The sequence below is a fragment of the Stakelama pacifica genome, assembly GCF_004361835.1.
Classification (GTDB): domain Bacteria; phylum Pseudomonadota; class Alphaproteobacteria; order Sphingomonadales; family Sphingomonadaceae; genus Sphingomonas; species Sphingomonas pacifica.
Map to the genome: position 1 here is coordinate 42,468 of NZ_SNWD01000005.1, position 26,045 is coordinate 68,512.

Genomic DNA, 26,045 nt, shown 5'->3' on the forward strand with positions numbered 1-26,045 from the left:
GGAGCTGAATGATCCATGGCGTCGCGTTTTAACGCCCTGAAAGCGGACGCGGCATGGCAGGCGATCTGGGAAGAGCGCCGCACCTTTGCCGCAAGGGACGATAGCCCGCGTCCGAAGTCGTACGTGCTTGAGATGTTTCCCTATCCTTCGGGGAAGATCCATATGGGCCATGTCCGCAACTATACGATGGGCGATGTGCTTGCCCGGTTCCGGCGGATGAAGGGCATGGAAGTGCTCCACCCGATGGGCTGGGACGCATTCGGCATGCCTGCCGAAAATGCGGCGATGGAAAAGGGGGTGCACCCCGGCGCGTGGACGTACCAGAATATCGACGCGATGCGCGCTCAGCTGAAGCGGATCGGCTTCGGGCTCGACTGGACGCGCGAATTCGCGACCTGCGACCCTGAATATTATGGGCAGGAACAGGCTTTGTTCCTCGACATGGTCGAGGCGGGGCTGGTTTATCGCAAGGAATCGGCGGTAAACTGGGATCCGGTCGATATGACCGTGCTCGCCAACGAACAGGTGATCGACGGCAAGGGCTGGCGCTCGGGCGCGACCGTTGAACGGCGCAAGCTGAGCCAGTGGTTCCTGAAGATCACCGACTTTGCCGACGAACTGCTCGACGGTCTGGGCGAGCTGAAACACTGGCCCGACAAGGTCAAGCTGATGCAGGAAAACTGGATCGGCAAAAGTCAGGGGCTGCAATTCCGCTTTTCGGTAAGCGATGGCGGATCGGTCGAGGTGTTCACTACCCGGCCTGACACGATCTTCGGGGCAAGCTTTGTCGCGATTGCGGCCGATCATCCGCTCGCGCTGCGACTGGCAGCCGACAATCCGGAGGTCGCTGCCTTTGCCGAGAAATGCCGCGCAGGCGGCACCAGCGCCGCGGAGATCGAGACACAGGAAAAGCTCGGCTACAACACCGGCCTCACCGCGACTCATCCGTTCGATCCCGACTGGCAGCTTCCGGTCTATATCGCCAACTTCGTGCTGATGGATTATGGCGTCGGCGCGGTTTTCGGCGTTCCGGCACATGACCAGCGCGACCTTGATTTCGCCCGCAAATACGACCTGCCGGTCAAGCGGGTGGTCAGCGAAGGCGATGCGGTCGCGCCCGAATTTACCGGGGATGAGGCCTATACCGGTCCGGGCAAGCTCGTAAATTCGCAATTCCTCGACGGGCTGGAAATTGCCGATGCCAAGCGTGCGGTGATCGAGCGCGCCGAAAGCGAAGGCTGGGGCAAAGGCACCACCGTCTGGCGGCTGCGCGACTGGGGCGTATCGCGCCAGCGTTATTGGGGCACGCCGATCCCGATCATCCATTGCGGCACCTGCGGCGCGGTGCCGGTGCCGCGCGATCAACTTCCGGTGAAGCTGCCTGAGGATGTGAGCTTCGACGTTCCCGGCAATCCGCTCGACCGCCATCCGACCTGGAAACATGTCCCCTGCCCCAAATGCGGTGGCGAAGCGCGGCGCGAAACCGATACGCTCGACACGTTCGTCGACTCGTCCTGGTATTTCATTCGCTTTGCCAGCCAGCCGGGCGATACGCCGTTCGACAAGAGAATTGCCGAACAATGGCTTCCGGTGAACCAATATATCGGCGGAGTGGAACATGCGATCCTGCATCTGCTCTACGCCCGGTTCTGGACGCGGGCTCTGAGGGAGATGGGCAAGCTCGATATTGCCGAGCCTTTTGCCGGTCTGTTCACGCAAGGCATGGTAACGCACGAGACCTATTATCGCGAAGGCGATGAGGGGCGCCGCATCTGGTTCGCACCCGATGAAGTACGGATTTCGGGTGAGCAGGGCATAGCGATTACCGACGGCTCGCCGATCACGGTCGGCCGCGTCGAGAAGATGTCGAAGTCCAAGAAGAACACCGTTGATCCCGGCCCGATCGTCGAACAGTACGGCGCCGACGCAGTGCGCTGGTTCATGCTGTCTGACTCGCCGCCCGAACGCGATCTGGAATGGTCCGAAAGCGGCATTGAAGGCGCGTGGCGCTTCATTCAGCGGCTTTGGAGGCTGTTCGACGGCCTTGCCGATGCTGACGGCGAGGATAAGGCGCTCGACCGCAAGCTGCACCAGACGATTGCCGGTGTTGCCGACGATATCGAGGCGCTGTCGTTCAACAAGGCGGTGGCCAAGCTCTACGAACTCGTGAACGCGATCGAGAAGGCAAAGCCCTCGGCATCGCGCGCCGCTGCGATCCGGGCACTGGTCCGCATCGTCGCACCCATGGCACCGCACATTGCGGAGGAAGCATGGGCAGCGATGGGCAATTCCGCACTGATCGCCGATGCCGAATGGCCCGAAGTCGATCCGGCGCTGCTGGTCGAGGATGAGGTCACCATCGCGGTGCAGGTCAACGGCAAGCTCCGCGACACGCTGATCATGGCGAAGGGCACTGCGAAGGACGAAGTCGAGGCTGCAGCGCTCTCTGCCGATAAGATCGTGCAATGGCTCGACGGCGCATCGCCGAAAAAAGTGATCGTCGTTCCCGACCGTCTGGTGAACATCGTCGCATGAAGCGGGTCGCGTCCTTTGCGCTGCTCCTGTCGCTCGGCGGATGCGGGCTGCAGCCGCTATATCAGGGCGGCGGGTCGGGCAAGGTTGCGACCATGCTCTCCTCAGTGGAGGTTTCGCCGATCAAGGGGCAGGACGGGTGGCTGATGGCCAATGCCCTGCGCGACCGGCTCGGATCGGACGGCACCGCCAATCGCTATCGTCTTGATGTGACGCTCGACGATTCGATCATCGGCCTCGGCGTGCGACGCGACGATTCGATCACGCGCGAACGGCGCACATTGCGCGCCCGCTATCGCCTCACCGATACCAGCAGCGGACTGGTGATTATGGACGCGACTGCCGGGTCGGATGCAGGGATCGATGTGGTCGGTTCCGAATATGCCACCATCGCCGCCGAACGCAGCGCGCTGGAGCGGCTATCGGGGATCGTGGCGGACCAGATCGTCGCGAACCTCGCCGTATATGCGCGTGAGGCGCCCGCGCCGTGAAGGCGAATGCGGGCAGCATTCAACGCTATCTCGATCGTCCTGATCCTGAGATCCGGCTCTATCTGTTCCATGGCCCTGATGAAGCCGGCGCGCATGCCTATGCGGCCCGCCTCGCCGCTGCGCTGGGGCAAGGGGTTGAGCGAGTCGATGTCGAACCCGCGTCGCTGCGGAATGAGCCCGGGAGGCTGATCGACGAAGCGGCATCGCTCTCGCTTTTCGGCGAGAAGCGCCTGATCCGCATCTTCGGTGCCGGGGAGGAAAGCTACGAAGCGCTCAGACTGCTCACCTCTGCCGATCAGCCGGTGGCCAATCCGGTGGTGGTGGTCGCGCCGGGCCTGAAGGGCACCGGCAAGACCGTAAAGCTCGCCGTCGCAGCACCCGGTGCGATCAGCATGGCCTGTTACGTGCCCGAAGGCGCCGACGCCGCCCGGCTTGCTTCTACGTTGGCGCGTGATGCCGGCGTGCGGCTTACTGGCGACGCACCCGCCCGGCTATGGGAAGTGAGCGGCGGCGATCGCGCCGTTCTGGCGCAGGAGGTCGAGAAGCTCGCGCTGTTTCTCGACGCCGGACCGGATCGGCCGCGGGAGGCCGATGTCGAAACGCTGGAACAAATCGCGGCGGATCGCGAAGAAGCGCAGATTTTTGAAACGATCGCGGCGATCATCGAAGGCGATGCGGTTTCGGTCGGCGACGCGCTGCGCACGCTGGAGGAAGGCCCCGGCTCGATCCCCCTGCTGCGCCAGCTCGCCCGAAAGCTGGTAACACTTGCCGGGTTGCGCGCAGAGGTCGATGCGGGTGTGACCATCGCCGACGTGGTCGAACGCCATCGTATCTTTTTCAAGGAAAAGCCCGCCACTACCCGCGCACTCCGCCGCTGGTCGTCTGCCCATCTTGCTCAGGCGATCGACCGGGTGCGGGAAAGCGAACGCCGGATCATGTCGAGTGCGAGTGCGGGCGACATTCTCACCCGTCAGCTCGCGCTCCGCCTTTCCGCAAGTATCGGACGGCGCGGCTGATCAGATCGTCTCGCCGCTCAGCCGCTGGCACACCAAATCGAGCTGGTCGAGCGTCGAATAGCTGAGCGTCAGCGTTCCGCCCTGTTCGGAGTGAGCGATTCTGACCTTCAGGCCGAGCACATCCCCCAGCTGCTGCTCCAGCGCAGCGATATCGGCATTTCCTGAATCGTGCGTCGGTATGGCGCGCGGCGATGCGTTGCGACCGCTGCCGTTGCTGCCGGGCCGCGCTGCCTTAACCAGCTTTTCAGTGTCGCGCACCGACATTTCGCTTGTCACCACTTTGTGCGCAAGCGTCGAAGGATCGGACGCGCCGAGCAGAGCCCGGGCGTGGCCCATGGTCAACCGCTCTTCGGTCACCAGCGCCTGAACATCATCGGGCAGATCGAGCAGCCGCATCAGATTGGCGATGTGGCTCCGCGATTTGCCGACAAGCCGCGCAAGCGCTTCCTGCGTATGGCCGAATTCGTCGATCAGCTTGCGATACGCATCAGCTTCTTCGATCGCGTTCAGGTCGCGCCGCTGGATATTTTCGACCAGCGCGATTTCCAGCGTTTCAGCGTCGGAGAGTTCGCGAACGATGACCGGCACTTCGTGGAGCCGCGCGCGCTGTGCAGCACGCCAGCGGCGCTCACCGGCAACAATCTGATAATCCTTGCCGTGCGGCCGAACGACGATCGGCTGAATCAAACCGCGCTGCGCGATCGAATTGGCAAGTTCCGTAATTGCCTCTTCGTCGAAATGGCGACGCGGCTGCCCGGGATGCGGGGTCATCGCGGTCACGGGCAGCAATCGTACGCTGGTTCCCGTTTCCCGATCACCCGTCGTGGGTTCTTCCCGCGCAGCATCGCCCAATAATGCGCTCAGTCCCCTGCCCAGCCCCTGACGTGGTTTGCGGGATGGTGCGTTGGAACCGGTATCGCTTTCACTCATGCGGCCTCAGCGGGTTTGGGGAATCGGGCAATCACTTCACGGGCAAGCGCGATATAGGCTTCGGACCCGGGGCAACGATGGTCATAGATGAGCGCTGGCAGACCGTGGCTCGGCGCCTCGGACAGGCGGACATTGCGCGGAATCACAGTATCGAACACAACATTTCCCAGAACCGCGCGCACATCGTCCGATACCTGATCGGTCAGGCGGTTGCGCCGGTCATACATGGTCAGCACCACGCCCAGGATGGACAGCCCCGGATTGAATCGCGACCGGATTCGTTCGACCGTGTTGAGAAGCTGGCTGAGCCCTTCCAGCGCGAAAAATTCGCATTGCAGCGGCACCAACAGAGCGTCGGCCGCGACCATGGCGTTGACCGTCAGCAGGCCGAGCGACGGCGGGCAATCGACGAGGATAACATCCCAGCGATCTTCCGACCTGTGGATAGCTTCGCTCAGCCGATGCGTGCGGCCCTCATATTCAATGAGCTCGATTTCCGCCCCTGACAAATCGACGGTCGCGGGAACGACATCGAGCCGCGGGACGCGCGAGGGCACAGCCGCTCGCTGCAGCCTGATTTCGTCCAGCAGCAGATCATAGGTCGACTTCTCGCGATCCTGCGTCGATATGCCGAGCCCGGTCGACGCATTGCCCTGCGGGTCGAGATCGATCAGCAGGACACGCAGACCGGTCGCCGCAAGTGCTGTGCCGACATTGATGGCAGTTGTGGTTTTACCCACCCCGCCCTTTTGATTGGCGATAGTGATGCAGATCATTTGGGTCTGACCTCCCGCGCGATCACGATGTGAGATTCCGGATCAGTGATACTCTGTTCCACGTGAAACACACCCTGCCATGACTGGCGCGCTTCCGCCACCTCCGATTGCGCGCTTCGTCCTTTTGGGAGCACCCAAAGGGCATTTTTATCGCTACAATGGGTTGCCTTCTCAAACAGGGTCGAAAGATTGGCGACTGCTCGGGCGGTAAGCATGTCGGCGTGGGTCTTCACCTGCTCGATCTTGCAAGCATGTACAGTGACATTTGAAAGACCCAGGCCGGCCGCGGCTTGCTCCAAAAAAGCCGCACGTTTTTTGCGCGGCTCAACCAATAGCACCGGACCGTCATGCAGGATCGCGAGAACGATGCCGGGTAGGCCGGCGCCGCTGCCGATGTCTAACCAGCTTTTGCCGGCAGCGTCGTCTCCTGCCCATTCGACCAGCTGAGCGCTGTCCACGATATGCCGCGACCAGATTGCCGGGATTGTGGATCGGGAGATGAGGTTCTGATGCGCATTCTCCCGAACGAGCAAATCCGCAAACTTCGCGAGCAATGTTTCACGTGAAACATCGAACCGCTCCCGCACCCAGCTTCGCGCTTCGTCTTCGGTCATGCGACGGCCCGCTTGCTATGGAGCAGGATCGCCGAAAGTGCAGCCGGCGTAATGCCCCGTACCCGCGCTGCCTGACCGAGACTGGTCGGGCGGGAGGCACTAAGACGATCGATCATTTCCGACGACAGGCCCGGGATCGAAGCATAATCCAGATCAGCCGGAAGCAATACAGAGTCATTCGCCCGAAGTTCTGCGACCTCAGCGTCCTGCCTTGCAACATAGGGCGCGTAGCGCGCGTCCTCAATTGCTTCGGCGACGATTTCGTCCTCCATGGCGAGACCCAATATCGGCGGGTGCACTGCCGGAAAGCGAAGCCAATCGCGCGCAGCCTGCTGACCAAGATCGAGCGGCACCTCAGCACCCCGGGCCCGGAGCGCGCTTGCACCAAAACCGGTATCGAGCTGCTCCTCCACTTCGCCGCGACGGTCCTCCCGCGCTCTCAGCCACTGCTCAGCATCTGATCCGAGACAACCAAGATGACGGGCGACCGGACCCAGCCTCGTCCAGCTGTTATTCGCTCGCAGACGAAGCCGATATTCCGCCCGAGCGGTGAGCATACGATATGGCTCGGTAATCCCATGGGTCACCAGATCATCAACCATCACCCCGATATAGCTATTCGATCGATCAGCAATATAGGGCTCGAGGCCAAGCGCGAATGCAGCAGCATTCAAACCCGCGACCAGCCCCTGCGCCGCAGCCTCTTCATAGCCGGTCGTCCCGTTGATCTGCCCGGCGCAATAGACGCCCTCGATCGCCCGCAGCGCCAGGGTCGAATCCAGCGCGCGCGGATCGACATGGTCATATTCCACTGCATAGCCGGGCGTGACGATCCGACAGGCGGCTAAGCCCGCCATTTCCCGAATCATCGCATCCTGCACATCGCTAGGCAGCGATGTCGAAATGCCGTTCGGATAGACCAGCGGTGTATCAAGGCCTTCCGGCTCTAAAAATACCTGATGGCCATCTCGGTCGCCGAACCGATGAATCTTATCTTCGATTGAGGGGCAATAGCGCGGCCCCTGCCCCGCAATATCGCCGCCAAACAACGGAGAACGATGCAGTGCATCCCGGATGATGTCATGTACCCGCGAATTGGTCCGGGTGATCGCGCAAAACAATTGCGGGTTGGCGCGCTCCGGGCTGCGCGGCGACATGGTCCAGGGATCAGTGTCGGAGACTTGCTCGTCGAGTGCAGCCCAGTCGATCGTTCGTCCGTCGAGCCGGGGGGGCGTACCGGTTTTCAGCCGCGCCATCGGCAGTGCGGCCGAACGAAGCTGCTCCGCCAACCGACTTGCCGCCTGCTCGCCGACCCGCCCCCCTTGCTCGCGTTCCTCACCACGAAAGATGCGTCCGCCGAGAAAAGTGCCCGTAGCCAGTATCACCGCAACGCCTGGAATGAAGCTGCCATCGGATAAATTGACACCCCTGACGCGAGAGCCTTCTCGATCGAGCCGAAGCGAGTGAGCCTCCCCTTCCACCACCGTCAAGGATGGATCCTTGCCGAGCGCCGCCTGAACCGCGGCGGCGTATAGTGTCCGATCCGCCTGAACGCGCGGTCCCCACACCGCCGAGCCCTTACTGCGGTTCAACATGCGATAATGCACCGCTGCGGCATCGGCGGCGCGCGCTATGATCCCGTCAAAGGCGTCAACTTCGCGGACCAAATGCCCCTTTCCCAGTCCCCCGATCGCGGGGTTACAGGACATGGCACCGATCTTGGTCCGATCGAACGTCAGCAGCGCCGTGCGCGCGCCGCGTCGTGCTGCGGCAGCAGCAGCTTCGCTGCCGGCGTGGCCGCCGCCAATTACGATTACATCAAAATGTTCGTGGGTCACGCAGCGCTCGATACGACTTTGCCGCCCACCCGTCAAAATGTTCCACGTGGAACAATGCTATTTGCCGATACAGAATCGCGAAAAAACGCCATCCAGCACCGCCTCGATATCAGCGCGACCAGTAATGCGATCGAGCGCCTGCCTGGCAACGCGCAATTCCTCCGCCAACAATAGCGGATCAACAGCTGAAGAGGCCGATCGAAGCGTACCCTCTGCCTTGCGAAGTAACGCGCGCTGCCGCCGGTTCAACAGCGGACCGTCAAGCCGCGGCGTCAGCGTTTTGGCGCGCTCTCCAAGCGCCTGCCAAAGCTCCGCAACCCCCTCGCCGGTCACCCCGGACACCCGCAACCGCTCCGGCATTTCCGGCCTGTCGGCTACGTCGCAACGCGCGACGACTGCCAGACCTTTCTCGAAGATCTCTTGCGGCACATCGGCATCGTCCATCCAGATCACGATATCCGCCGACGCCACCGCTTCCCGAGCCCGCTCGATGCCGATTGTCTCAATCGGATCGTCGGTCGCATCGGCAATTCCCGCCGTGTCCGAAAACACGAAAGCAATACCCTCGCGCTGCACGGCTGCTTCGATACGATCTCGCGTGGTTCCCGCGATCGGCGAAACAATCGCCACCTCCCGCTCGACCATCCTGTTTAGCAGCGTCGACTTTCCCGCATTGGGTGGCCCGGCAAGCACCACCTGAACCCCGTCGCGGATGCGTTCGACCTCCGGAACGTTCAGCGCCGCCGCGATGGTATCGGCGAGCAACACGCATTGCGCGGCAACTTCGTCACCTTTGCCGGTAGCGACATCCTCTTCGTCGCCATGGTCCAGTTCAGCCTCAACCTGCGCCGACAGGCCGACCAGCTCCGACGTCCACCCTTCGGTGAGACGACGTACCGACCCGCCGCTGGTCTCGATCGCGGCGCGACGAGCAGTCTCCGTCTCTGCCTCCAGCAGATCAGCGAGGCCCTCAGCCTCGGTAAGGTCGATGCGGCCGTTCAGCAGCGCTCGCCGGGTAAACTCGCCCGGCTCTGCGCGACGCAGCCCATCCATTGCGCCAAGTTCTGCCTCCACAGCCGCAACCACCGCACGCCCGCCGTGCAGATGCAGCTCGACCAGATCCTCCCCCGTCGCTGTTTGCGGTCCATCGAATCGGAGCACGAGCGCCCGATCGAGCACATCGCCCTCCCCCGACCGAAGCGTACGCAGGGCCGCCTTGCGCGCCTCAGGCAAACGCCCGGACAGCGCCTCCGCGGCGCGAAGCGCTCTCGGTCCGCTGATCCGCACCACGCCGATCCCTGCGGGCGCCGCCCCGCTGGACAAGGCGAAAATCGTGTCGCTCATCTCGCGTCAGCTATCGCGCGCATTGCCCGACATGTTGCGCAGCAGGTCCTGCCACATTCGCATGCCCGCCTCACCCATCGGCGACCAGCCGCGAAGCATGGTCTCAAGGATTTCGGGCGACGCGCCCTTCTCCATCGTTTCGATCAGCATCGCAACATAGCGTTCATGGACCGGCGTGAAGTCGGGAAGCCCGGCCGCACGACGCGCCTCTTCGGGAGTACATTCTATCTCGACATTGATCTTCATTACGCGTCTCCCGCTTGAGTGCCCCTTCTGCCGGGCCTAGGTCTTACCCCTGTATGCGCGCCGGTGACAGGGAATCGCAACGCTTGTCACACAAACCGCGCATCCGGGAGCATCGACCTGAAAGGAGCAGCAGCCATGACCACCAATATTACTATCGATACGCTGGACGGTACCGGTTCGTTCAACGCCTATTGTGCCAAGCCGGCGGGCGAACCCCGCGCCGCTATCGTCGTCATTCAGGAAATTTTCGGCGTCAATGCCGGCATCCGGCGCAAATGCGATCGTCTGGCTGAGGCGGGCTATCTCGCAATCGCCCCCGATATCTTCTGGCGGCTCGAACCGGGCATCGAACTCGATCCCGATATCGAACCGGAGATGCAACGCGCACTCGATCTGATGGGCAAGTTCAATCAGGACGCCGGCGTTCGCGATATCGAAGCAACGATCAAAAAGGCGCGCGAACTCACCGACGGCAAGAAGGTCGGTGCGGTCGGCTACTGCCTTGGCGGTCGCCTTGCGTACATGGTTGCCGCACGCACCGACGCGGATGCCACGGTCGGCTATTATGGCGTCGGTATCCCCGACCTGCTCAATGAAAAAGACGCAATCGCCAACCCGCTAATGCTGCATATCGCGTGCGAAGACGGCTTCGTCGACAAGGAAACGCAGGCGAAGATGCATGAGGGGCTGGACGATCATCCAAAGGTCGTGCTGCACGATTATCCCGGCGAAAATCACGGTTTCGCTACAGAGGTCGGCGCACGCCGCTCAGAAAAATCTGCGGATCTTGCCGATCAGAGAACCGCCGATTTCTTCGCTGAGCATCTTGGCTAATATCAAAGGGCGGGCTGGAAACGGCCCGCCTTATTTTTACAGGATCAGCTGAAGTATGCCGACATCCTCAGCGACAATGCCTTCATAGATCATCCGTCCGGCGACATAGATGATCACGGCAAGTCCGATATAAGCGATCCAGTGATACCGATCGATCACCTTGGCGATGACATTCGCAGCAAGCCCCATCAGCGCAACCGACAGGATCAGGCCGATCATCAGAATGCCGGGATGCTCGCGCGCAGCACCAGCAACCGCGAGCACATTGTCGAGGCTCATCGAAACATCGGCCAGCGCGACCGACCAGGCGGCAGCGGCAAAGCTCTTCGTCGCAACCGACGATTCGCCTTCCGCCTCCGCACCTTCGCGGATCTCGCGCCACATCTTCCAGGCAACCCAGAGCAACAACAGCCCGCCCGCTAGCACCAGTCCGATGATGCCCATCAGATAGGTCATGGCGAGCGCGAAGATGATCCGCAGTACCAGCGCCGCGCCGATGCCGATCGCGATAACCTTGCGCCGCTGCGCCGCCGGAAGCCCAGCCGCCAGCGACCCGACGACGATCGCATTGTCGCCCGCCAGCAGAACATCGATCATCAATACCTGCAGGAACGCCGCTAACTGCGCCGGCTGCCCGATATTGGAAAAATCATTGACGATGTGATTCCAGATTTCGGCGGGCGATCCGAGCCCGCCGCTCGTCACGCTGGATGCGAGTTCGATCATCATGGAATGGGAAACGCCGCCCCGCGCTTACTGGTTCATCGAATCGAAGAAGTCTTCGTTGGTCTTCGAATCCTTCATCTTGTCGAGCAGGAACTCCATCGCGTCGATGGTGCCCATCTGCATGAGGATGCGGCGAAGCACCCACATTTTCGACAGCGTGCCCTTGTCGACCAGCAGCTCTTCCTTGCGCGTGCCGGACTTGCCGACGTCGAGCGCCGGGAAGATGCGCTTGTCGGCGACCTTGCGATCCAGCACGATTTCGGAGTTACCGGTGCCCTTGAACTCTTCGAAGATCACTTCGTCCATGCGGCTGCCGGTATCGATCAGCGCGGTGGCAATGATCGAGAGCGAACCGCCCTCTTCGATATTACGCGCCGCGCCGAAGAAGCGCTTCGGACGCTGCAGCGCATTGGCGTCGACACCGCCGGTCAGCACCTTGCCCGACGACGGAACGACGGTGTTGTAGGCACGGCCCAGACGCGTGATCGAATCGAGCAGGATGACGACGTCATGCTTATGCTCGACCAGACGCTTCGCCTTCTCGATCACCATCTCGGCGACCTGAACATGGCGCTGCGCGGGTTCGTCGAAGGTCGAGCTGATGACCTCGCCATTCACGCTGCGCTGCATGTCGGTGACTTCCTCAGGCCGCTCGTCGATGAGCAGCACGATCAGGAAGACCTCAGGATGGTTGTCGGTGATCGCCTTGGCGATATTCTGAAGCAGCACCGTCTTACCCACGCGCGGCGGCGCAACGATCAGCGAACGCTGACCCTTGCCCTGCGGCGAGACGATATCGATCACCCGCGCCGACTTGTCCTTGATCGTCGGGTCCTGCGGATCGAGCGTCAGCTTCTTTTCCGGATAAAGCGGCGTCAGATTGTCGAAATTGACGCGGTGGCGCACGGCATCGGGATCGTCGAAATTGACCTTGGTCAGTTTGGTCAGCGCGAAATAGCGTTCGCCGTCTTTCGGCCCGCGAATTTCACCCTCGACCGTGTCACCCGTCCGCAGACCGAATTTGCGGACCTGATTGGGCGATACATAGATATCGTCCGGCCCGGCCAGATAATTGGCTTCGGGAGAGCGCAGAAATCCGAACCCGTCAGGCAACACCTCGATCGTGCCCAGCCCCATGATCAGCTCGCCCTGCTCGGCCTGCACCTTCAGGATCGCGAACATCAGATCCTGCTTGCGCAGCGTCGAAGCGCCTTCGACGCCCAGCTGTTCGGCCATTTCCACGAGTTCGGCGGGGGTTTTCTTTTTCAGGTCTTTAAGGTGCATCTTATTGTAATCCGGGAGGGAAATCGGCCGATCAAAGTGCAGGACGAGCACGCGCCGAAATGTAAGGAAGGAAAAACGCGCAAAGGACCGGCGCGCCTTTAGCCCCGAAAATTAAGCGTCGTCCCCGATCAAGTCAAGTCAGTCCGTCGCGATTCAGAATGGCTTCACCACCACCAGAATCACGATCAGCACCACGAAAATCGCCGGCACCTCGTTCAGCATGCGCAGCTTCTTTAAGCTCAGCGATGCCTTGCCCCGGCTCAGTTTGCGCGAATAACCGATCATCCAGCCATGATAGCCCGACAGCAGTACGACCAGCGCAATCTTGGCATGCAGCCAGCCAAGCCCCGGCCCGCCGTCGAACAGTCCCATATTCGCCGCCAGCGCCAGCCCCAGCAGCCAGGTGACGATCATCGAAGGGGTCAGGATCATTCGCCGCATCATCGCCTCCCGCGCCTCCCAGCGCGGCGGTTCGGCGGGATCGCCCAGACCCTGCTGATGATGGATCAGATAGCGCGGATAGAGGAAAAGTCCCGCCATCCAGAAGATGACGAAGATGACATGCGCCGCCTTCACCCAAAGATAGGCATTGCCCAGCCAGCCGCTCATTGTTCGCCCCTCACTTGTGCCACCAGCGCCTCGACATGCGAAATCGGTGTTTCCTGCCGGATGCCATGGCCAAGATTGAAGATATGCGGCCTTTCGGGAAACGCACCCAGAATTCCTGCCACCGCTTCGCTCAGCCGCTCACCTCCTGCGACCAGCGCCAGCGGGTCGAGATTGCCCTGCACCGGCAGGCCGTCTGGCAGCACCGCATTCGCCCAGACCGGATCGACCGTCTCGTCCAGCCCGATCGCATCCGCGCCCGTCTCGCGCGCATAAGCGGCAAGCTTTCCGCCCGCACCCTTGGGAAAGCCGATCAGCGGAACGCCCGGATGACGCGCGCGTAATGCCGCGATGATCCGTGCGTTGGGCGCGATTACCCAGCGTTCGAATTCTGCCGGGCAGAGACTCCCCGCCCAGCTGTCGAACAATTGCACCGCCTCCACCCCCGCTTCGATCTGACGCGAGAGATAATCGATCGTCGCCGCTTCGATCCGGTCGATCAGCGCCTGAAAGCCTTCACGATCCTGATAAGCGAGCAGCCGGGCGTCGGCCTGTTCCCGGCTCCCCTGCCCCGCGACCATATATGTGGCGATCGTCCAGGGGCTTCCCGCAAAGCCCAAAAAGGTTGTCGTTACCGGAAGCATCGCTGCGACCTTGCGCACCGTTTCGAACACCGGTGCCAGAATCTCCGGATCATATGCGTCGAGCGCATCGATCATCGCCCGATTTTCCATCAACGGCGCAAGGCGCGGCCCCTCGCCGGCGACGAACCAGAGTTTCTGCCCAAGCGCCTGCGGAATGACGAGAATATCGGAAAACAGGATCGCGCCGTCGAATCCGAAGCGTCGCAGCGGCTGCACCGTCACTTCAGCCGCTGCGTCCGAATCGTTCACCAGCTCCAGAAAACCGCCCTTTGTCGCGCGCAACTCGCGATATTCGGGAAGATAGCGACCCGCCTGACGCATGAGCCAGATCGGCGGCACCGTGCGCCGTTCGCCGCGCAGCGTCGCAAGCAGGGGCTTCGAAATCTCGGTCAGGCCAGCCTCCATAAACTAAATAAGAAGATTCAAAGAAAGGATGTTGGGAGATGTTGGCGGGTGAGAATCGGGGATTACGCGTCGTCACCCGAATTGCCAACAGCTTGACCCGAACTGCGTATCCGTACCGCCGACGATTCGAATCGTTTATCCGCATAATCCACAGCCTGTGGATAAAATCGCGCCGGGCGGGACCGACTGTGGACGAATCACGAGCGGGATCGGACAAGCACCCCGGCTTGGCCCGGCACGCGAGTTACGCTAGCGTTTACCCCCATGTTATCCACAGCTTTATCCTGATCCCATGCGGCTGCACCTTCACCTCCTGTCGGATTCGACCGGTGAGACGCTGGAAAACATCGCCAATGCGGCGATGGTCCAATATGATGACGTCGAAACGCTCCGTCATTTCTGGCCGATGGTGCGAAGCGAGGCGCATCTCGACCGAATCCTTCAGGAGATTGCCCAGAATCCGGGGCTGGTTCTGTTCACGCTGGTGAACAGCGACATCCGCCGAACGCTGGAATCGCGGTGCCGCGCGCTGGGTCTGCCTGCCGTCGCGCCGCTCGATTCGGTAACCGGTGCGCTGTCCAACCTGCTGGGGCAGGAGGCGAAGGCCCGGCCCGGGCGTCAGCACACGCTCGATGCCGCTTATTTCGCGCGCGTCGACGCGATTCAGTTCACCATCGCGCATGATGACGGGATCGGCGAGGAAGATTGGGAAGAGGCCGATATCCTGCTCGTCGGGGTATCGCGCTCGTCCAAGACGCCAACATCGATCTATCTCGCCAATCGCGGATTCAAGACCGCCAATCTCCCGATCGTCCCCGAATCACCGCCGCCGCGCCATTTGTTCGACCTCAAAAATCCGATGATCGTCGGCCTGACGACCAGCGCCGACCGGCTGATTCAGGTGCGGCGCAACCGTCTCATCGACCTCAATGAGGGGCGGGAAACCGATTATGTCGATCAGGATTCGGTGCGGCAGGAGATCGCCTTTGCCCGGCGGATGTTCGCCGATAAGGGCTGGCAGGTGATCGACGTCACCCGCCGCTCGATCGAGGAGACGGCGGCGGCGATCATCAAATTGCTCAACGAGCGCGATATTGTTCGGGGGGCCCGCAAATGAGACTGGTCCTTGCATCGCAAAGCGCCTCGCGTCGTGCCATGCTCGATGCCGCCGGCGTGCCGCACGAAGCCATGGCGAGCGGGCTCGACGAAGAAAGCGTCAAAGCGGGTTTTGCCGAATTGTCGATGAAGACGCGCGATCTGGCCGATGCGCTTGCCGGAATGAAGGCGGTTCGCGCCTCTTCGCGCGTCGGCGAAGGTGCGCTGGTGCTCGGCTGCGATTCGATCGCGGTGCGCGACGATGGCGTTCAGCTGGACAAGCCGGTCAGCCGCGACGCTGCGCGCGACCATCTCCGGCTGCTGTCGGGCCGTCGCCACGATCTGGTGAGCGCGGCGGTGATTGCCGAGGGCGGTCGCCCGGTCTGGCGTCAGGTGTCGCGCGCCAGAATGTTCATGCGCACGCTCTCGGACGAATTTATCGAGGCTTATCTCGACGCCGAATGGCCCGAAATATCCGGCTGTGTCGGTTGCTACCGGCTGGAGCGAGGCGGCGTTCAGCTGTTTTCGCGGATCGACGGCGATTATTTCACCATTCTCGGCATGCCGCTGCTCCCCATCTTGGATTATCTCCGCGTCCGGGGGATAATGGCCGCATGACCGACACTGTTTCCCTGCCTATCGCCCATGTCATCGGCGATCCGATCGCCCATAGCAAATCGCCGCTCATTCACCGCTTCTGGCTCGATGCGCTGGGGATGGAGGGTAGCTATGACGCAGTGCAGGTCACGCCCGACGCGCTCGGTGCCTATATCGACCGGCATCGCGACAATCCCGACTGGCGCGGCTGCAACGTCACGCTACCGCACAAACTCGCCATTCTCGACCATGTCGCTGACAAAGGCGGGCTTCGCGACGATCTCGGCGCCGCCAATACGGTGTTTCGCGACGAAGCGGGCGCGCTCGCCGCGACCAATACCGATATCGCCGGATTTTATTCGCCGATCGCGGGCTTTCCGTTCGAGGATTCGCACGCTGTCGTGATCGGTGCGGGCGGAGCGGCGCGCGCGGTGCTGTATGCGCTCGCCAAAGCCGGAATCGCCCGGGTGACGGTGATGAACCGCAGTCCGTTAAAAGCCATGGGGCTGATCGCCAAATTCGGACTGAAGGGCGATGTCGTTCCGCTGGGCACTCCCCTGCCTGCCGCCGACCTGCTGGTGAACGCCAGCGCGCTTGGCATGAGGGGGCAGCCGGCGCTGGATATCGACCTGTCGCCGCTTCCGGAAGACGCGACGGTATATGACATCGTCTATGCCCCGCTGGAGACCGCTTTGCTCGAACAGGCGCGGATGCGCGATCTCGACACGATCGACGGGCTCGAAATGCTGATCGGTCAGGCAGCGCTTGCCTTCGAACTTTTCTATGGCGCTGAGCCCCCGCGAGAGCGCGATGAGGAGCTGCGCGCGGCGCTGCTCGCATGATCCGGCTCGGGCTTACCGGCTCGATCGGCATGGGCAAATCGACCGTGGCGACGATGTTCGCCGAAGCCGGGGTGCCGGTGTTCGACGCCGATGCCGAGGTTCATGCGATTCAGGGCCCGGACGGCGAAGCATTGCCCGCTATCGAGCGCGAGTTTCCCGGTACCACCGGCCCCGCAGGCGTGGATCGTGCGGCGCTCGGCGCAGCGGTGTTCGATGACGAAGCCGCGATGAAGCGGCTCGAGGCGATCATTCACCCGATGGTCGCCGAACGCCGCGCCGCATTTCTTGCGCGCCATGCGGATGCGCCGCTGGTGGTGTTCGACGTGCCGCTGCTCTTCGAAACCGGCGGTCAGTCCTATCTCGACAAGGTGGCGGTGGTGTCTGCCCCGCATGCAGTACAGCGGACCCGCGTGCTCGCCCGGCGCGGCATGACCGAGGCGAAGTTCGCCGCGATACTCGCCCGGCAAATGCCCGACGCCGAAAAACGCGCGCGCGCCGATTACCTGATTTCCACTGGCACCAGCCATGCCGAAACCCGCGCCGAGGTCGATGCGCTGATCGCTTGCCTTGCCCCTGCAGCAGCGTAATAAAGCTGTCATGCGCGAGATTATTTTCGATACCGAAACCACGGGGCTCAGCTTTTCCGGCGGCGACCGGCTGGTCGAGATCGGCTGTGTCGAACTGGTCAATCGCGTCGAGACCGGCCGGACCTTTCACTGCTATTTCAATCCTCAGCGTGCCATGGCGGCAGAGGCAGAGGCAGTGCACGGCCTGTCCGACCGCTTCCTCGCCGATAAGCCGCTGTTCGCCCATAAGGTCGAGGAACTGCTCGAATTTATCGGCGACAGCCCGCTCGTCGCGCATAATGCGGCGTTCGATTTCGGCTTTATCAATGGCGAGCTTGCCCTGTGTTCGCGGCCGCTAATCGCCCTGGAGCGAATGATCGACACGCTGGTCATGGCGCGCACGCGCATTCCCGGCGCGAAGCATACGCTCGACGCGCTATGCGTACGCTTCGGCGTCGATCGCAGCCATCGCGTGCTGCACGGCGCGCTGCTCGATGCGCAGCTTCTGGCGCAGGTCTATGTCGAACTGACCGGCGGGCGCCAGATCGGCCTCGGTCTGGCGGTCGAGGAGGTACGCGAGGCAGCGCCCGCAGGGCCGGTGGTGCGCCGCATCGAGCGCCCGGCTCGCCATTTTTCGGCAAGCGCTGCGGAACTTGAGCGCCACGGTGCGTTCATCGCGGGCATGAAGGATGCGCTCTGGGCACAGGCGAGTTGATATCGTCATCGCGCGTGCCTAGCTCGAACTGGCAGTTATTATTTAGGAGGATGCAATGGAGATCCGGGTTTCAGGTCATCAGATCGACACGGGTGCGGCGCTAAAGCAGCATGTGCAGGACCGGCTTCAGGGCATTGCCGACAAATATTTTTCGCGCGCAATCTCCTCTCAGGTGACGTTCGGCAAGGGACCGCATGAGAGTTTCACCTGCGATATCGTGTCGCATGTGATGAAGGATCTGGTCCTTAAAGGCCATAATGAGAGTATGGACGCGCACAGCGCGTTCGACGGTGCCGCCGACAAGATCGAAAAGCAGCTTCGCCGCTATATGCGGCGGCTCAAAGACCGCAATGCCGGCGCGGTGATCGCTGAGGTCGAAAGCCGCAGCTATGAAAATGCCGATTATCGCGTGTTCGAATCATCGGCGGAGGAGGAGGAAGCTTCCGAGGATGCGCCGTTGATCATCGCCGAAACGCGCACCGACATTCCCGATGCATCGGTTTCCGATGCGGTGATGATGCTCGATCTGCGCAACACTGCGGCGCTGATGTTCAGGAACAGCGGGACAGGCGCCTATAATATGGTGTATCGGCGCCACGACGGGTCGATCGGTTGGGTCGAACCCGACCGCGGATAATGGCCAAAGGCCCGGAATAACAGCGCGCGGTCGTATCGCGCGTGGACGGAAATATATGAACGATATCAGTGACCTGATTGCCCTGGAGGCGGTGCACTCGCGCGTCTCCGTCCCCAATCGCAAAGCCTTGTTCCAGCAATTCGGACATGCCGCGAATCAGCAATGGGGATTGGAATCGCGTAAGGTCGTCGATCTTCTGATCGATCGGGAAAAGCTGATTTCGACCGGTTTCGGCGCGGGTGTGGCGATTCCCCATGCCCGCCCCGAAGGGTTCGACAGGATCGTCGGGGCGCTGTATCATCTCGCGGACCCGATCGATTTCGATGCGGTCGATGACATGCCGGTCGATCTTGTCTTCTTCCTGCTGTCGCCGCCTGATTCGGGGGCCGATCATCTGAAGGCACTGGCGCGGATATCGCGCCTGCTCCGCGACCGCGACTTTGCCGAAAAACTGCGCGGTGCCGGTTCGGACGATGCGCTGTACGCCATGCTTGCCGGGCTGGAGACGCGTGACGCCGCCTGATGCCAGCGGCGAACAGGCGCATTTCCGGGCGCTCGAATCGCTCTATGCCTCGGCCCCGATCAACGGGCTGTTCGAATCGCGGCTGGAGATTGTCGAGGCCGGACTCGCCCGGATTCATTTCGAAGTACAGGAACGCCATTACCACGCCGCCGGTGCGGCGCATGGCACCAGCTATTTCAAAATGCTCGACGACGCTGCTTTTTATGCAGGCAATAGCCTGGTCACGGACCGCTTTCTGCTGACAACCGCATTCAACCTGCTGCTCACCCGCCCGCTAAAGGCCGGGCCGGTGGTCGCCGAGGGACGCTGGATCAGCGGCCAGCGCCGCGTGCTGATCGCCGACGCCCGGCTCATCGACGCCAATGGTGAGGAGGCAGCGCGCGGAACGGGCACCTTCATGCGTTCGCGAATCCCGCTTGCATCGTTGCCCGGCTATGCGAGCGAAGCATGAGCGCACGGGCGACCAGCGACTTCATCGTGCGGGCTGTGCTGCGCAAGGTCCATGCCGAAGGCGGCAGCGCGACCGTCCTTGCCAAGGGCGAGGAAATGAGCGGCGCGATTCTCGTCTGTGTCCTGGAACGGGGCAAAAATCCGCGCTTTCTGGAACGGATGCCCTCGCTTGACGGCGGATCGACGCTTGCTCCCACCGGGCCGTCGAACCTTGAAAATGAAGCCGAAGCAACCGCTTACTGGCAACGCCGTCGCGAGCGCGATCCCGATCTCTGGGTCGTGGAGTTGGACATCGCACAGGCAGAACGTTTCGCCGCTGGAATCATCGCGCCCGGTTGACTTTGCCGCGCTGCAGTACGATTAGGCCCGCCACTGTTGAAAAGCGTTGAGCTGATAGGGGTGCGATCCCGTTGGCAACGTAGTCGGGGGGAAACCCGAGCCGGTCTTTATTATTGACCACGCTCACCGGTCTCGCGTGCCCACCGCATAGAAACGATCAGTAATGAAGGTTTCGATTCGCGCCGCGGTTACCGCGGCTGTGACTATTTGTGCTGCTACGACTGCGGGTTTCTCCGCACCGGGTTTCGCACTGGAACTGCCCGGCGCAGTCAATGACTTCGACCATAGCGCGCTCACCGGCATGAATGCACCGGCCGTGCAAGAGGTTCCCACACCCCCGGCGCCGATCCTTCCGCCCGAGCTGACGCCCGAACCGTCGCTCGCCAAAGCGGATACGGAAAATGCCGATCAGGGTGACGAGGAATATGCCAGCCTGAGCGATGCCGTCGCTGCCCAGTCGGTCCCCTCCGACATGGATCGGGAGCTCCGCTGCCTCGCCATCGGCGTTTATTTCGAATCGAAGGGCGAGCCGCTCTCGGGCCAGCTGGCGGTTGCCGACGTCATCCTGAATCGCGCCCAGTCGCAGCGATTCCCCGATTCGGTCTGTTCGGTGCTGAAACAGCGCAGCCAGTTTTCCTTCGTCCGTCATGGTCGCCTTCCCACGCCGCGCGTGCATAGCGATGCCTGGCGCACGGCGGTCGCGGTTGCGAAGATCGCTTCGGCCGATCTGTGGGAAAGCCCCGTGCCGAACGCGCTGTTCTTCCACGCGCGTTATGTCTCGCCGCGCTGGCGCCTTGCCAAGGTCGGCACCGTGGGTAATCACATCTTCTATCGCTGACTTTTATTTGTTCGCAAGATGTTCTATCGGACGGGGATGGTGATGCCTTCCCTGTCCGATACTGCCCCACGACCGGTTGCGCCGGACGGCGCGGCCGTGGACGCAGCCTGCGTCGCGCGCGGCGTCAGCCGCCTGTTACTGCGCCACGATTATACCGCGATTGCCGAAGTCCCGCTGGCGGGCGGGCGCAGGGCCGATCTGATGGCGGTGGATTCGCGCGGGTCGATCATCATCGTGGAGATCAAGGTTTCGCGCGCCGATCTGCTCGGCGACGGCAAATGGCGCGATTATCTCGACCATTGCGACCGGTTCTACTGGGCGGTTCCCCATGGTTTCGATGTCAGCCCGCTCGAAGGGGCCGATTTCCTGCCCGATCGCGCGGGGCTGTTCATCGCCGATCGCTATGATGCGGCGATGCTGCGTGAAGCGGCATCGCATCCGCTCCCCGCGCCCCGGCGTAAGAAGGTTACCCTGTCCTTTGCCCGTCGCGCGGCCCGGCGGTTGATTCAGATGAACGATCCCGACGCGGAAAGCGCGGTTTAGCGCCCGGACGCCTCAAAATTGCGGGCCGTACACCTTGGTATCGTCGCCCTTGTCCGGGCCCTTTTCGATCGCTTCCAGCAGCGCAGGCGAGCGTGTCTCCCGCGCCGCATAATCGCGCGCAGACAGCCCTGCGATATTGTCCGTCTGATTGGGGTCTGCGCCGCCCTTCATCAGAATATCGATCATCTTCAACCGGACCGGAACCGGCACGGTCTTCATCTGCACCGCCAGAATCAGCGGCGTCTGGCCCGATCGATCGGCGAGATTGAAATTGGCATTCGCCGCTGACAACAATTCGAGCCCGCGCACAAAGGCGGTTTGTACCGCGATCAGCGCCGGAGTCTCGCCCGCATGGTTGCGGATATTCGGATCGGCGCCTTTGGCCAGCAGAAATTGCAGATAGGCCGCGTCCGACCGCCGCGTGACGATATGCAGCGCCCCGTCCCCGGTATTGGGATCGGTGGTGTTGATGATTCGCTGACCCGGTTCGTTGACGATCGACGTCACCTTATTGCCGTCAGCGTCGCGAACCGCCTTAAGGAAGGTATAGCCTTCCGAAAAATTCTGTGCCGATGCCATGGGCGCGGCAGTCGCAGCCAGCGCAGCGGCGATAAAAGCAAAAGGTCGAGCGAACATCGTGTCGTGATATCCCCAGATTCGGTCGGATCCCGGTTGAAGTCCCGCCTTTATCAGATCATGTCTGGCTGCGCCATGAATCTGCCGCGCATCGCCCTGCTTAGCCTTTTGCTTTCCCTCGGTCCCGTGCTGGCGGGATGCGACAAGACGCCCCCCGCCGAACCGCCACTCGCCGGATCGTCGATCGGCGGTCCCTTCACCCTGATCGATCAGCAGGGAAAGACGGTGCGTGCGAGCGATTTCGCCGGAAAATACCGCATCGTCTATTTCGGGTACACCTATTGCCCCGATGTCTGCCCCGTCGATATGCAGAATATCGGCGGCGGTATGGCGAAGCTGCGCCCGACCGATCCCGATCTGGCTCGAAAGGTCGCGGTGATCTTCATCTCGCTCGATCCCGAACGCGACACGCCGGACGTTGTCGGCAAGTTCGTCTCCGCCTTCGGCCCTGACATTATCGGCCTGACCGGCAGCGCGAAGGCGATCGATGCCGCCGCGAAGGAATATAAGGTCTTTTATAAAAAGGCTCAGCCCGAAGGCGCGTCGGGCTATCTTATCAATCATAGCAACGCCGCTTATCTGATGGGGCCGCAGGGCGAGCCGATCGCCCTGCTTTCAGCGGATGAGTCGCCGCAGGCGGTGGCCGATGAACTACGCAAATGGGTGCAGTGACGACACGTTTCTGGGAAGATATCCCGCTCGAGAAGCTCGACCGCGCGCAATGGGAGGCATTGTGCGACGGGTGCGGCAAATGCTGTCTGCATAAATTGCAGGATGAGGATACAGGCGAGATCGCAGCTACGAACGTCGCCTGCCGCCTGCTCGACCGGCATGAATCGCGGTGCAGCGATTATCGCCATCGCCGTGCGCATGTGCCCGACTGCGTTCAACTTTCCCCGGCAAGGATGGAGGCGATTTCCTGGTTGCCGCGTACCTGTGCCTATCGCCTGCGCGGCGAGGGAAAGCCCCTGCCCGACTGGCATTATCTGGTCTGCGGCGATCGTGAGGCGGTGCATCGCGCGGGTGAATCGACACGCGGCTGGACGATCAGCGAAGATATGGCCGGCGATATGGAACACCATATGGTGGACCGCGAATTGTGAGCGATATCGAGGTCGTGCGCCATCCGCGCGCACGATCGATGCGGCTGTCGATCGATCCGGCGAGCGGCCGGGTACGGCTCACTATTCCCAAACGCGGTTCCGAACGGGCAGCGCTGAAATGGGCGGCCGGGCAGCACGACTGGATCGAGGCACGTCGCGCCGAACTGCCCCTGCCCCGCCCCTTCGTACCCGGCGCAGTGGTGCCGGTCTTCGGCGAATCGCTGAGGCTCGTGCATGATGGTGCGGCAAGGCGCAGCGTGAAACGCACGACAACGACGTTGGTATGCGGCGGGCCGGCGGATGCGTTCGGCGGCAGGATCGAACGCTGGCTCCGTTCCGAAGCGCGGCGGGTGCTGGAGGCGGAAACGCTGGCGCTGGCCGACAGCGCCGGGATCACCGTCACCTCGGTTTCGGTCGGCGATCCCCGAAGCCGCTGGGGCAGTTGCAGCAGCAGCGGCGCGATCCGCTATAGCTGGCGACTGATCCTTGCCCCGCCCTTCGTGCTGCAATCCACCGTGGCGCACGAACTGGCGCATCGTCGCCACATGAACCACGGCCCCGACTTTCATGCCCTGGAGCGCGATTTGCTGGGAGCCGATCCGGTACAGGCCCGCCAATGGCTACGTGCGCATGGCGCGTCGCTTCACTGGTTCGGGCGGTCTTCCGCAGGTGCCGGCTGACGCTGGCCGCTGCGCTGGGGCAATAGCTGGGCGGGCTGACCCGTCTGCTGCTGAGGCTGGCGCTGCTGCTGCCCCTGCGGGCGTCGCTGCTGTTGCTGTTGTTGCTGGCTCCCGCCGCCCTGCTGCTCATCGCGGCCGAGCACCCGGTCCATCCAGCGCTGGTCGAGCCGTTCGGGGGGCTGGTTCTGTTGTTGCTGCGGCACCGGCTGTTGCGGGACTTGCGGATAGCTTTCCCCCGGCACCGCTTGCGGGCCATAGCCGTCGCCCGGATAGCGCGGCTCGGCCTCGGTCGGGACGCTTCCATCCTCGAACAGGCCGTTGTCGGGGCCGCTATAATAGCTTTCCTCGTCCGGTTCGACCTGCCAGTCGGGGAGAGTCACCTTCGTGTCGAACTCTTCCACCGGCCGGTTGGCCACCGCTTTTTTCATGAAATCGGCAAAGGCGCGCGCGGGAGCGGTGCCGCCATATAGTCCGCCGACCGGCTTGGCATCGTCCCTGCCCATCCACACCCCGGTGGTCAGCCCGCTGGAAAAGCCGAGGAACCAGCCATCTTTGTTCGACTGAGTCGTACCGGTCTTGCCCGCCACCGGGCGACCGATCTGTGCGCTGTGCCCCGTGCCGGTATTGACCGCAGTCTGCAGCATATCGGTCATTTCCGCCGCGATATAGGGCGCGACCAGCACCTTCGAGGTATCGACCTCATGCTGATAGATCACCTGACCGTTCGCTGTGACGCGGGTAATGCCGAACGGCTCGACCGCGACGCCGCGATTGGCGACCGAGGCAAAGGCCTGAGTCATGTCGATCACATGCACTTCGGACGTGCCCAGCACCATTGCGGGGTGCGTATCGATATCGGTGGTAATGCCGAAGCGCCGCGCCATATCGGCGATCGTCCCGAAGCCGACATCCTGCCCCAGCTTGGCGGCGATCGTGTTGATCGAATAGGCAAAGGCGGTGCGCAGCGTGACCTGCCCGGCGAAACGGCCATTGCTGTTGCGCGGACTCCATCCATTGATATCGACCGGCTCGTCGACGACCATATCGTCGGGCTTATAACCCGCTTCCAGCGCGGCGAGATACACGAACAGCTTCCACGCCGATCCGGGCTGCCGCACCGCCTGAGTCGCGCGATTATAGTTGGACGACACATAATCCTTGCCGCCGATCAGCGCGCGCACCGCGCCGTCGCGATCCAATGCGACGAGCGCGCCCTGCGTACCGGCGGGCGCATTGGCCTGAATCGCTTTTTCCGCCGCCTTCTGCATAGAGAGGTCGAGCGTGGTCCACACATCGAGCGGCGCCTGCGTCTCGTCGATCAGCATCTCCAGCTGGGGCAGTGCCCAGTCAGTGAAATAGCGTACGCTGTTCTGATTGGGCTCCTCGGCGAGCTTGATATCCTGCGGATCGGCGGCCGCTGCCTGCGCCTGCGTAATCGCGCCGGTTTCGACCATCAGGTCGAGCACGACGCTCGCGCGATCGACCGCCGCTTCGGCATCGGCGGTCGGCGAATAATGCGAGGGTGCCTTTACCAGACCGGCGATGATGGCTGCCTCGCCAAGGCTGAGATGTGTCGCCGGATGGCCGAAGAACCGGCGCGATGCCGCATCGATGCCATAGGCGCCGCCGCCGAAATATACCTTGTTCAGATAGAGTTCGAGGATCTCGTCCTTGGTGAATTTGCGCTCAAGCGCCAGCGCCAGAATGGCTTCGCGGAATTTGCGCCCGAACGAATAGCGGTTCGAGAGGAAGATCGTCCGCGCCACCTGCTGCGTGATCGTGGATGCGCCCTGAAGTCGCCGCCCGGTCCCACGGTTTTCGATCGCGAACCGCGCGGCGCGCAACGCGCCGATAGGGTCGACGCCGGGATGCGAATAGAAACGGCGGTCCTCGACCGACACCATCGCCTTGCGCATGATCGGGGGGATGTCGTTATAGCTGATCCACTGGCCATAGCTCGGCCCCAGCGACATGATCACGCTGCCATCGGCGGCATGGACCCGGATCATCTGACCGTTGGGCGAAGATTTCAGCGCGTCGTAGCTGGGGAGCGACGCCTTGGTCGTATAGACCGCGATGCCGAGCGCGATCAGCCCCACCAGCGCGAGCGTCGCGCCGATGCCGATGCACCAGAGCAGAATGCGTTTGAACCGCGAGCGGGGCCTGGAACGGGAAGATTTTGCCATCGAACAAAC

30 protein-coding genes are annotated in these 26,045 nt (G+C 62.4%); 18 read left to right on the plus strand and 12 right to left on the minus strand.

Annotation, left to right across the window (positions count from 1 at the left end):
* The first annotated feature begins 15 nt into the window (after positions 1-15).
* The 3 genes from leuS to holA are packed head-to-tail and all read left to right on the plus strand — an operon-like array spanning position 16 to position 4,039.
* On the plus strand, positions 16-2,535 hold the full coding sequence (leuS, locus tag EV664_RS09155; RefSeq protein WP_133495402.1) for a leucine--tRNA ligase: 2,520 nt from the start codon (positions 16-18) through the stop codon (positions 2,533-2,535).
* The gene (gene lptE, locus EV664_RS09160; RefSeq protein ID WP_133495403.1) at positions 2,532-3,023 is read left to right on the plus strand and encodes an LPS assembly lipoprotein LptE; all 492 of its coding nucleotides are present in this window, start codon (positions 2,532-2,534) and stop codon (positions 3,021-3,023) included. The genes leuS and lptE overlap by 4 nt, the downstream gene beginning before the upstream one ends.
* Positions 3,020-4,039: a DNA polymerase III subunit delta gene (gene holA / locus EV664_RS09165; protein ID WP_133495404.1), complete on the plus strand. Its 1,020-nt coding sequence runs from the start codon at positions 3,020-3,022 to the stop codon at positions 4,037-4,039. The genes lptE and holA overlap by 4 nt, the downstream gene beginning before the upstream one ends.
* Here the strand turns inward: holA and EV664_RS09170 are convergent, their stop codons facing one another.
* From EV664_RS09170 to EV664_RS09195, 6 genes are read right to left on the minus strand one after another with little or no spacing between them, the layout of a single operon-like run.
* Entirely contained in the window at positions 4,040-4,969 is a 930-nt protein-coding gene (locus tag EV664_RS09170) for a ParB/RepB/Spo0J family partition protein (RefSeq protein ID WP_133495405.1), read from the minus strand.
* Positions 4,966-5,745, minus strand: coding sequence for a ParA family protein (locus EV664_RS09175; protein WP_133495406.1), 780 nt, complete (start codon positions 5,743-5,745; stop codon positions 4,966-4,968). The genes EV664_RS09170 and EV664_RS09175 overlap by 4 nt, the downstream gene beginning before the upstream one ends.
* Positions 5,742-6,359, minus strand: a complete 618-nt coding sequence (gene rsmG / locus EV664_RS09180) for a 16S rRNA (guanine(527)-N(7))-methyltransferase RsmG (protein WP_133495407.1) — start codon at positions 6,357-6,359, stop codon at positions 5,742-5,744. Before rsmG ends, EV664_RS09175 begins: the two co-directional genes overlap by 4 nt.
* The gene (gene mnmG, locus EV664_RS09185; RefSeq protein WP_229668200.1) at positions 6,356-8,197 is read right to left on the minus strand and encodes a tRNA uridine-5-carboxymethylaminomethyl(34) synthesis enzyme MnmG; all 1,842 of its coding nucleotides are present in this window, start codon (positions 8,195-8,197) and stop codon (positions 6,356-6,358) included. The genes rsmG and mnmG overlap by 4 nt, the downstream gene beginning before the upstream one ends.
* Positions 8,198-8,254: 57 nt before the next feature.
* A complete protein-coding gene (mnmE, locus tag EV664_RS09190) occupies positions 8,255-9,541 on the minus strand; it encodes a tRNA uridine-5-carboxymethylaminomethyl(34) synthesis GTPase MnmE (protein WP_133495408.1) in 1,287 nt (428 codons plus the stop codon).
* A gap of 6 nt (positions 9,542-9,547) precedes the next feature.
* On the minus strand, positions 9,548-9,787 hold the full coding sequence (locus EV664_RS09195) for a DUF6489 family protein (protein WP_133495409.1): 240 nt from the start codon (positions 9,785-9,787) through the stop codon (positions 9,548-9,550).
* 135 nt (positions 9,788-9,922) lie between these two features.
* On the opposite strand from EV664_RS09195, the gene EV664_RS09200 reads away from it, so the two are divergent.
* Entirely contained in the window at positions 9,923-10,621 is a 699-nt protein-coding gene (locus EV664_RS09200) for a dienelactone hydrolase family protein (protein ID WP_133495410.1), read from the plus strand.
* Between the two features lie 36 nt (positions 10,622-10,657).
* Here the strand turns inward: EV664_RS09200 and EV664_RS09205 are convergent, their stop codons facing one another.
* The 4 genes from EV664_RS09205 to hemE all read right to left on the minus strand — a co-directional run bounded on the left by EV664_RS09205 (position 10,658) and on the right by hemE (position 14,286).
* A complete protein-coding gene (locus tag EV664_RS09205; protein WP_133495571.1) occupies positions 10,658-11,347 on the minus strand; it encodes a YjbE family putative metal transport protein in 690 nt (229 codons plus the stop codon).
* Between the two features lie 27 nt (positions 11,348-11,374).
* The gene (gene rho / locus EV664_RS09210; protein ID WP_133495411.1) at positions 11,375-12,631 is read right to left on the minus strand and encodes a transcription termination factor Rho; all 1,257 of its coding nucleotides are present in this window, start codon (positions 12,629-12,631) and stop codon (positions 11,375-11,377) included.
* A 153-nt stretch (positions 12,632-12,784) separates the two neighbouring features.
* Positions 12,785-13,240 (minus strand): CopD family protein, encoded by a 456-nt coding sequence (locus tag EV664_RS09215; protein ID WP_133495412.1) that lies wholly within the window; start codon positions 13,238-13,240, stop codon positions 12,785-12,787.
* Complete coding sequence (gene hemE / locus EV664_RS09220) at positions 13,237-14,286, minus strand: uroporphyrinogen decarboxylase (protein WP_133495413.1); 1,050 nt, start codon at positions 14,284-14,286, stop codon at positions 13,237-13,239. The genes EV664_RS09215 and hemE overlap by 4 nt, the downstream gene beginning before the upstream one ends.
* Before the next feature lie 292 nt (positions 14,287-14,578).
* Between hemE and EV664_RS09225 the strand changes: the two genes are divergently transcribed.
* The 11 genes from EV664_RS09225 to EV664_RS09275 all read left to right on the plus strand — a co-directional run bounded on the left by EV664_RS09225 (position 14,579) and on the right by EV664_RS09275 (position 21,431).
* Positions 14,579-15,403, plus strand: a complete 825-nt coding sequence (locus EV664_RS09225) for a pyruvate, water dikinase regulatory protein (protein WP_133495414.1) — start codon at positions 14,579-14,581, stop codon at positions 15,401-15,403.
* Entirely contained in the window at positions 15,400-15,999 is a 600-nt protein-coding gene (locus tag EV664_RS09230) for a Maf family protein (RefSeq protein WP_133495415.1), read from the plus strand. The genes EV664_RS09225 and EV664_RS09230 overlap by 4 nt, the downstream gene beginning before the upstream one ends.
* Positions 15,996-16,820: a shikimate dehydrogenase family protein gene (locus EV664_RS09235; RefSeq protein WP_188656397.1), complete on the plus strand. Its 825-nt coding sequence runs from the start codon at positions 15,996-15,998 to the stop codon at positions 16,818-16,820. The genes EV664_RS09230 and EV664_RS09235 overlap by 4 nt, the downstream gene beginning before the upstream one ends.
* Positions 16,817-17,407 carry a dephospho-CoA kinase gene (gene coaE / locus EV664_RS09240; protein WP_133495416.1) on the plus strand — a complete coding sequence of 197 codons (591 nt, stop codon included), beginning with the start codon at positions 16,817-16,819 and terminating at the stop codon, positions 17,405-17,407. The genes EV664_RS09235 and coaE overlap by 4 nt, the downstream gene beginning before the upstream one ends.
* A gap of 10 nt (positions 17,408-17,417) precedes the next feature.
* Positions 17,418-18,101 carry a DNA polymerase III subunit epsilon gene (dnaQ, locus tag EV664_RS09245; RefSeq protein WP_133495417.1) on the plus strand — a complete coding sequence of 228 codons (684 nt, stop codon included), beginning with the start codon at positions 17,418-17,420 and terminating at the stop codon, positions 18,099-18,101.
* Between the two features lie 55 nt (positions 18,102-18,156).
* Positions 18,157-18,738 carry a ribosome hibernation-promoting factor, HPF/YfiA family gene (gene hpf, locus EV664_RS09250; protein WP_133495418.1) on the plus strand — a complete coding sequence of 194 codons (582 nt, stop codon included), beginning with the start codon at positions 18,157-18,159 and terminating at the stop codon, positions 18,736-18,738.
* Positions 18,739-18,793: 55 nt separating this feature from the next.
* On the plus strand, positions 18,794-19,261 hold the full coding sequence (locus EV664_RS09255; RefSeq protein ID WP_133495419.1) for a PTS sugar transporter subunit IIA: 468 nt from the start codon (positions 18,794-18,796) through the stop codon (positions 19,259-19,261).
* Entirely contained in the window at positions 19,212-19,712 is a 501-nt protein-coding gene (locus tag EV664_RS09260) for a PaaI family thioesterase (RefSeq protein WP_133495420.1), read from the plus strand. Before EV664_RS09255 ends, EV664_RS09260 begins: the two co-directional genes overlap by 50 nt.
* Positions 19,709-20,050, plus strand: a complete 342-nt coding sequence (locus tag EV664_RS09265) for a DUF1491 family protein (protein ID WP_133495421.1) — start codon at positions 19,709-19,711, stop codon at positions 20,048-20,050. The genes EV664_RS09260 and EV664_RS09265 overlap by 4 nt, the downstream gene beginning before the upstream one ends.
* A gap of 163 nt (positions 20,051-20,213) precedes the next feature.
* Positions 20,214-20,888, plus strand: coding sequence for a cell wall hydrolase (locus tag EV664_RS09270; RefSeq protein ID WP_133495422.1), 675 nt, complete (start codon positions 20,214-20,216; stop codon positions 20,886-20,888).
* Between the two features lie 42 nt (positions 20,889-20,930).
* Positions 20,931-21,431, plus strand: coding sequence for an MmcB family DNA repair protein (locus tag EV664_RS09275; protein WP_133495423.1), 501 nt, complete (start codon positions 20,931-20,933; stop codon positions 21,429-21,431).
* Positions 21,432-21,443: 12 nt separating this feature from the next.
* Here EV664_RS09275 and EV664_RS09280 read toward each other — a convergent pair whose 3' ends face one another.
* A complete protein-coding gene (locus EV664_RS09280) occupies positions 21,444-22,067 on the minus strand; it encodes an ankyrin repeat domain-containing protein (protein WP_133495424.1) in 624 nt (207 codons plus the stop codon).
* Positions 22,068-22,127: 60 nt separating this feature from the next.
* Here EV664_RS09280 and EV664_RS09285 point away from each other — a divergent pair, with 60 nt between their 5' ends.
* Genes EV664_RS09285 through EV664_RS09295 form a run of 3 tightly spaced genes read left to right on the plus strand, consistent with a single transcriptional unit; the run spans position 22,128 to position 23,850 of the window.
* Entirely contained in the window at positions 22,128-22,739 is a 612-nt protein-coding gene (locus tag EV664_RS09285) for an SCO family protein (RefSeq protein WP_244923129.1), read from the plus strand.
* Positions 22,727-23,170: a YcgN family cysteine cluster protein gene (locus EV664_RS09290; protein ID WP_133495425.1), complete on the plus strand. Its 444-nt coding sequence runs from the start codon at positions 22,727-22,729 to the stop codon at positions 23,168-23,170. The genes EV664_RS09285 and EV664_RS09290 overlap by 13 nt, the downstream gene beginning before the upstream one ends.
* Entirely contained in the window at positions 23,167-23,850 is a 684-nt protein-coding gene (locus tag EV664_RS09295) for a M48 family metallopeptidase (RefSeq protein ID WP_308423520.1), read from the plus strand. The genes EV664_RS09290 and EV664_RS09295 overlap by 4 nt, the downstream gene beginning before the upstream one ends.
* Here the strand turns inward: EV664_RS09295 and EV664_RS09300 are convergent.
* Complete coding sequence (locus EV664_RS09300; protein WP_133495426.1) at positions 23,814-26,036, minus strand: transglycosylase domain-containing protein; 2,223 nt, start codon at positions 26,034-26,036, stop codon at positions 23,814-23,816. The genes EV664_RS09295 and EV664_RS09300 overlap by 37 nt on opposite strands.
* Between the last annotated feature and the right edge of the window lie 9 nt (positions 26,037-26,045).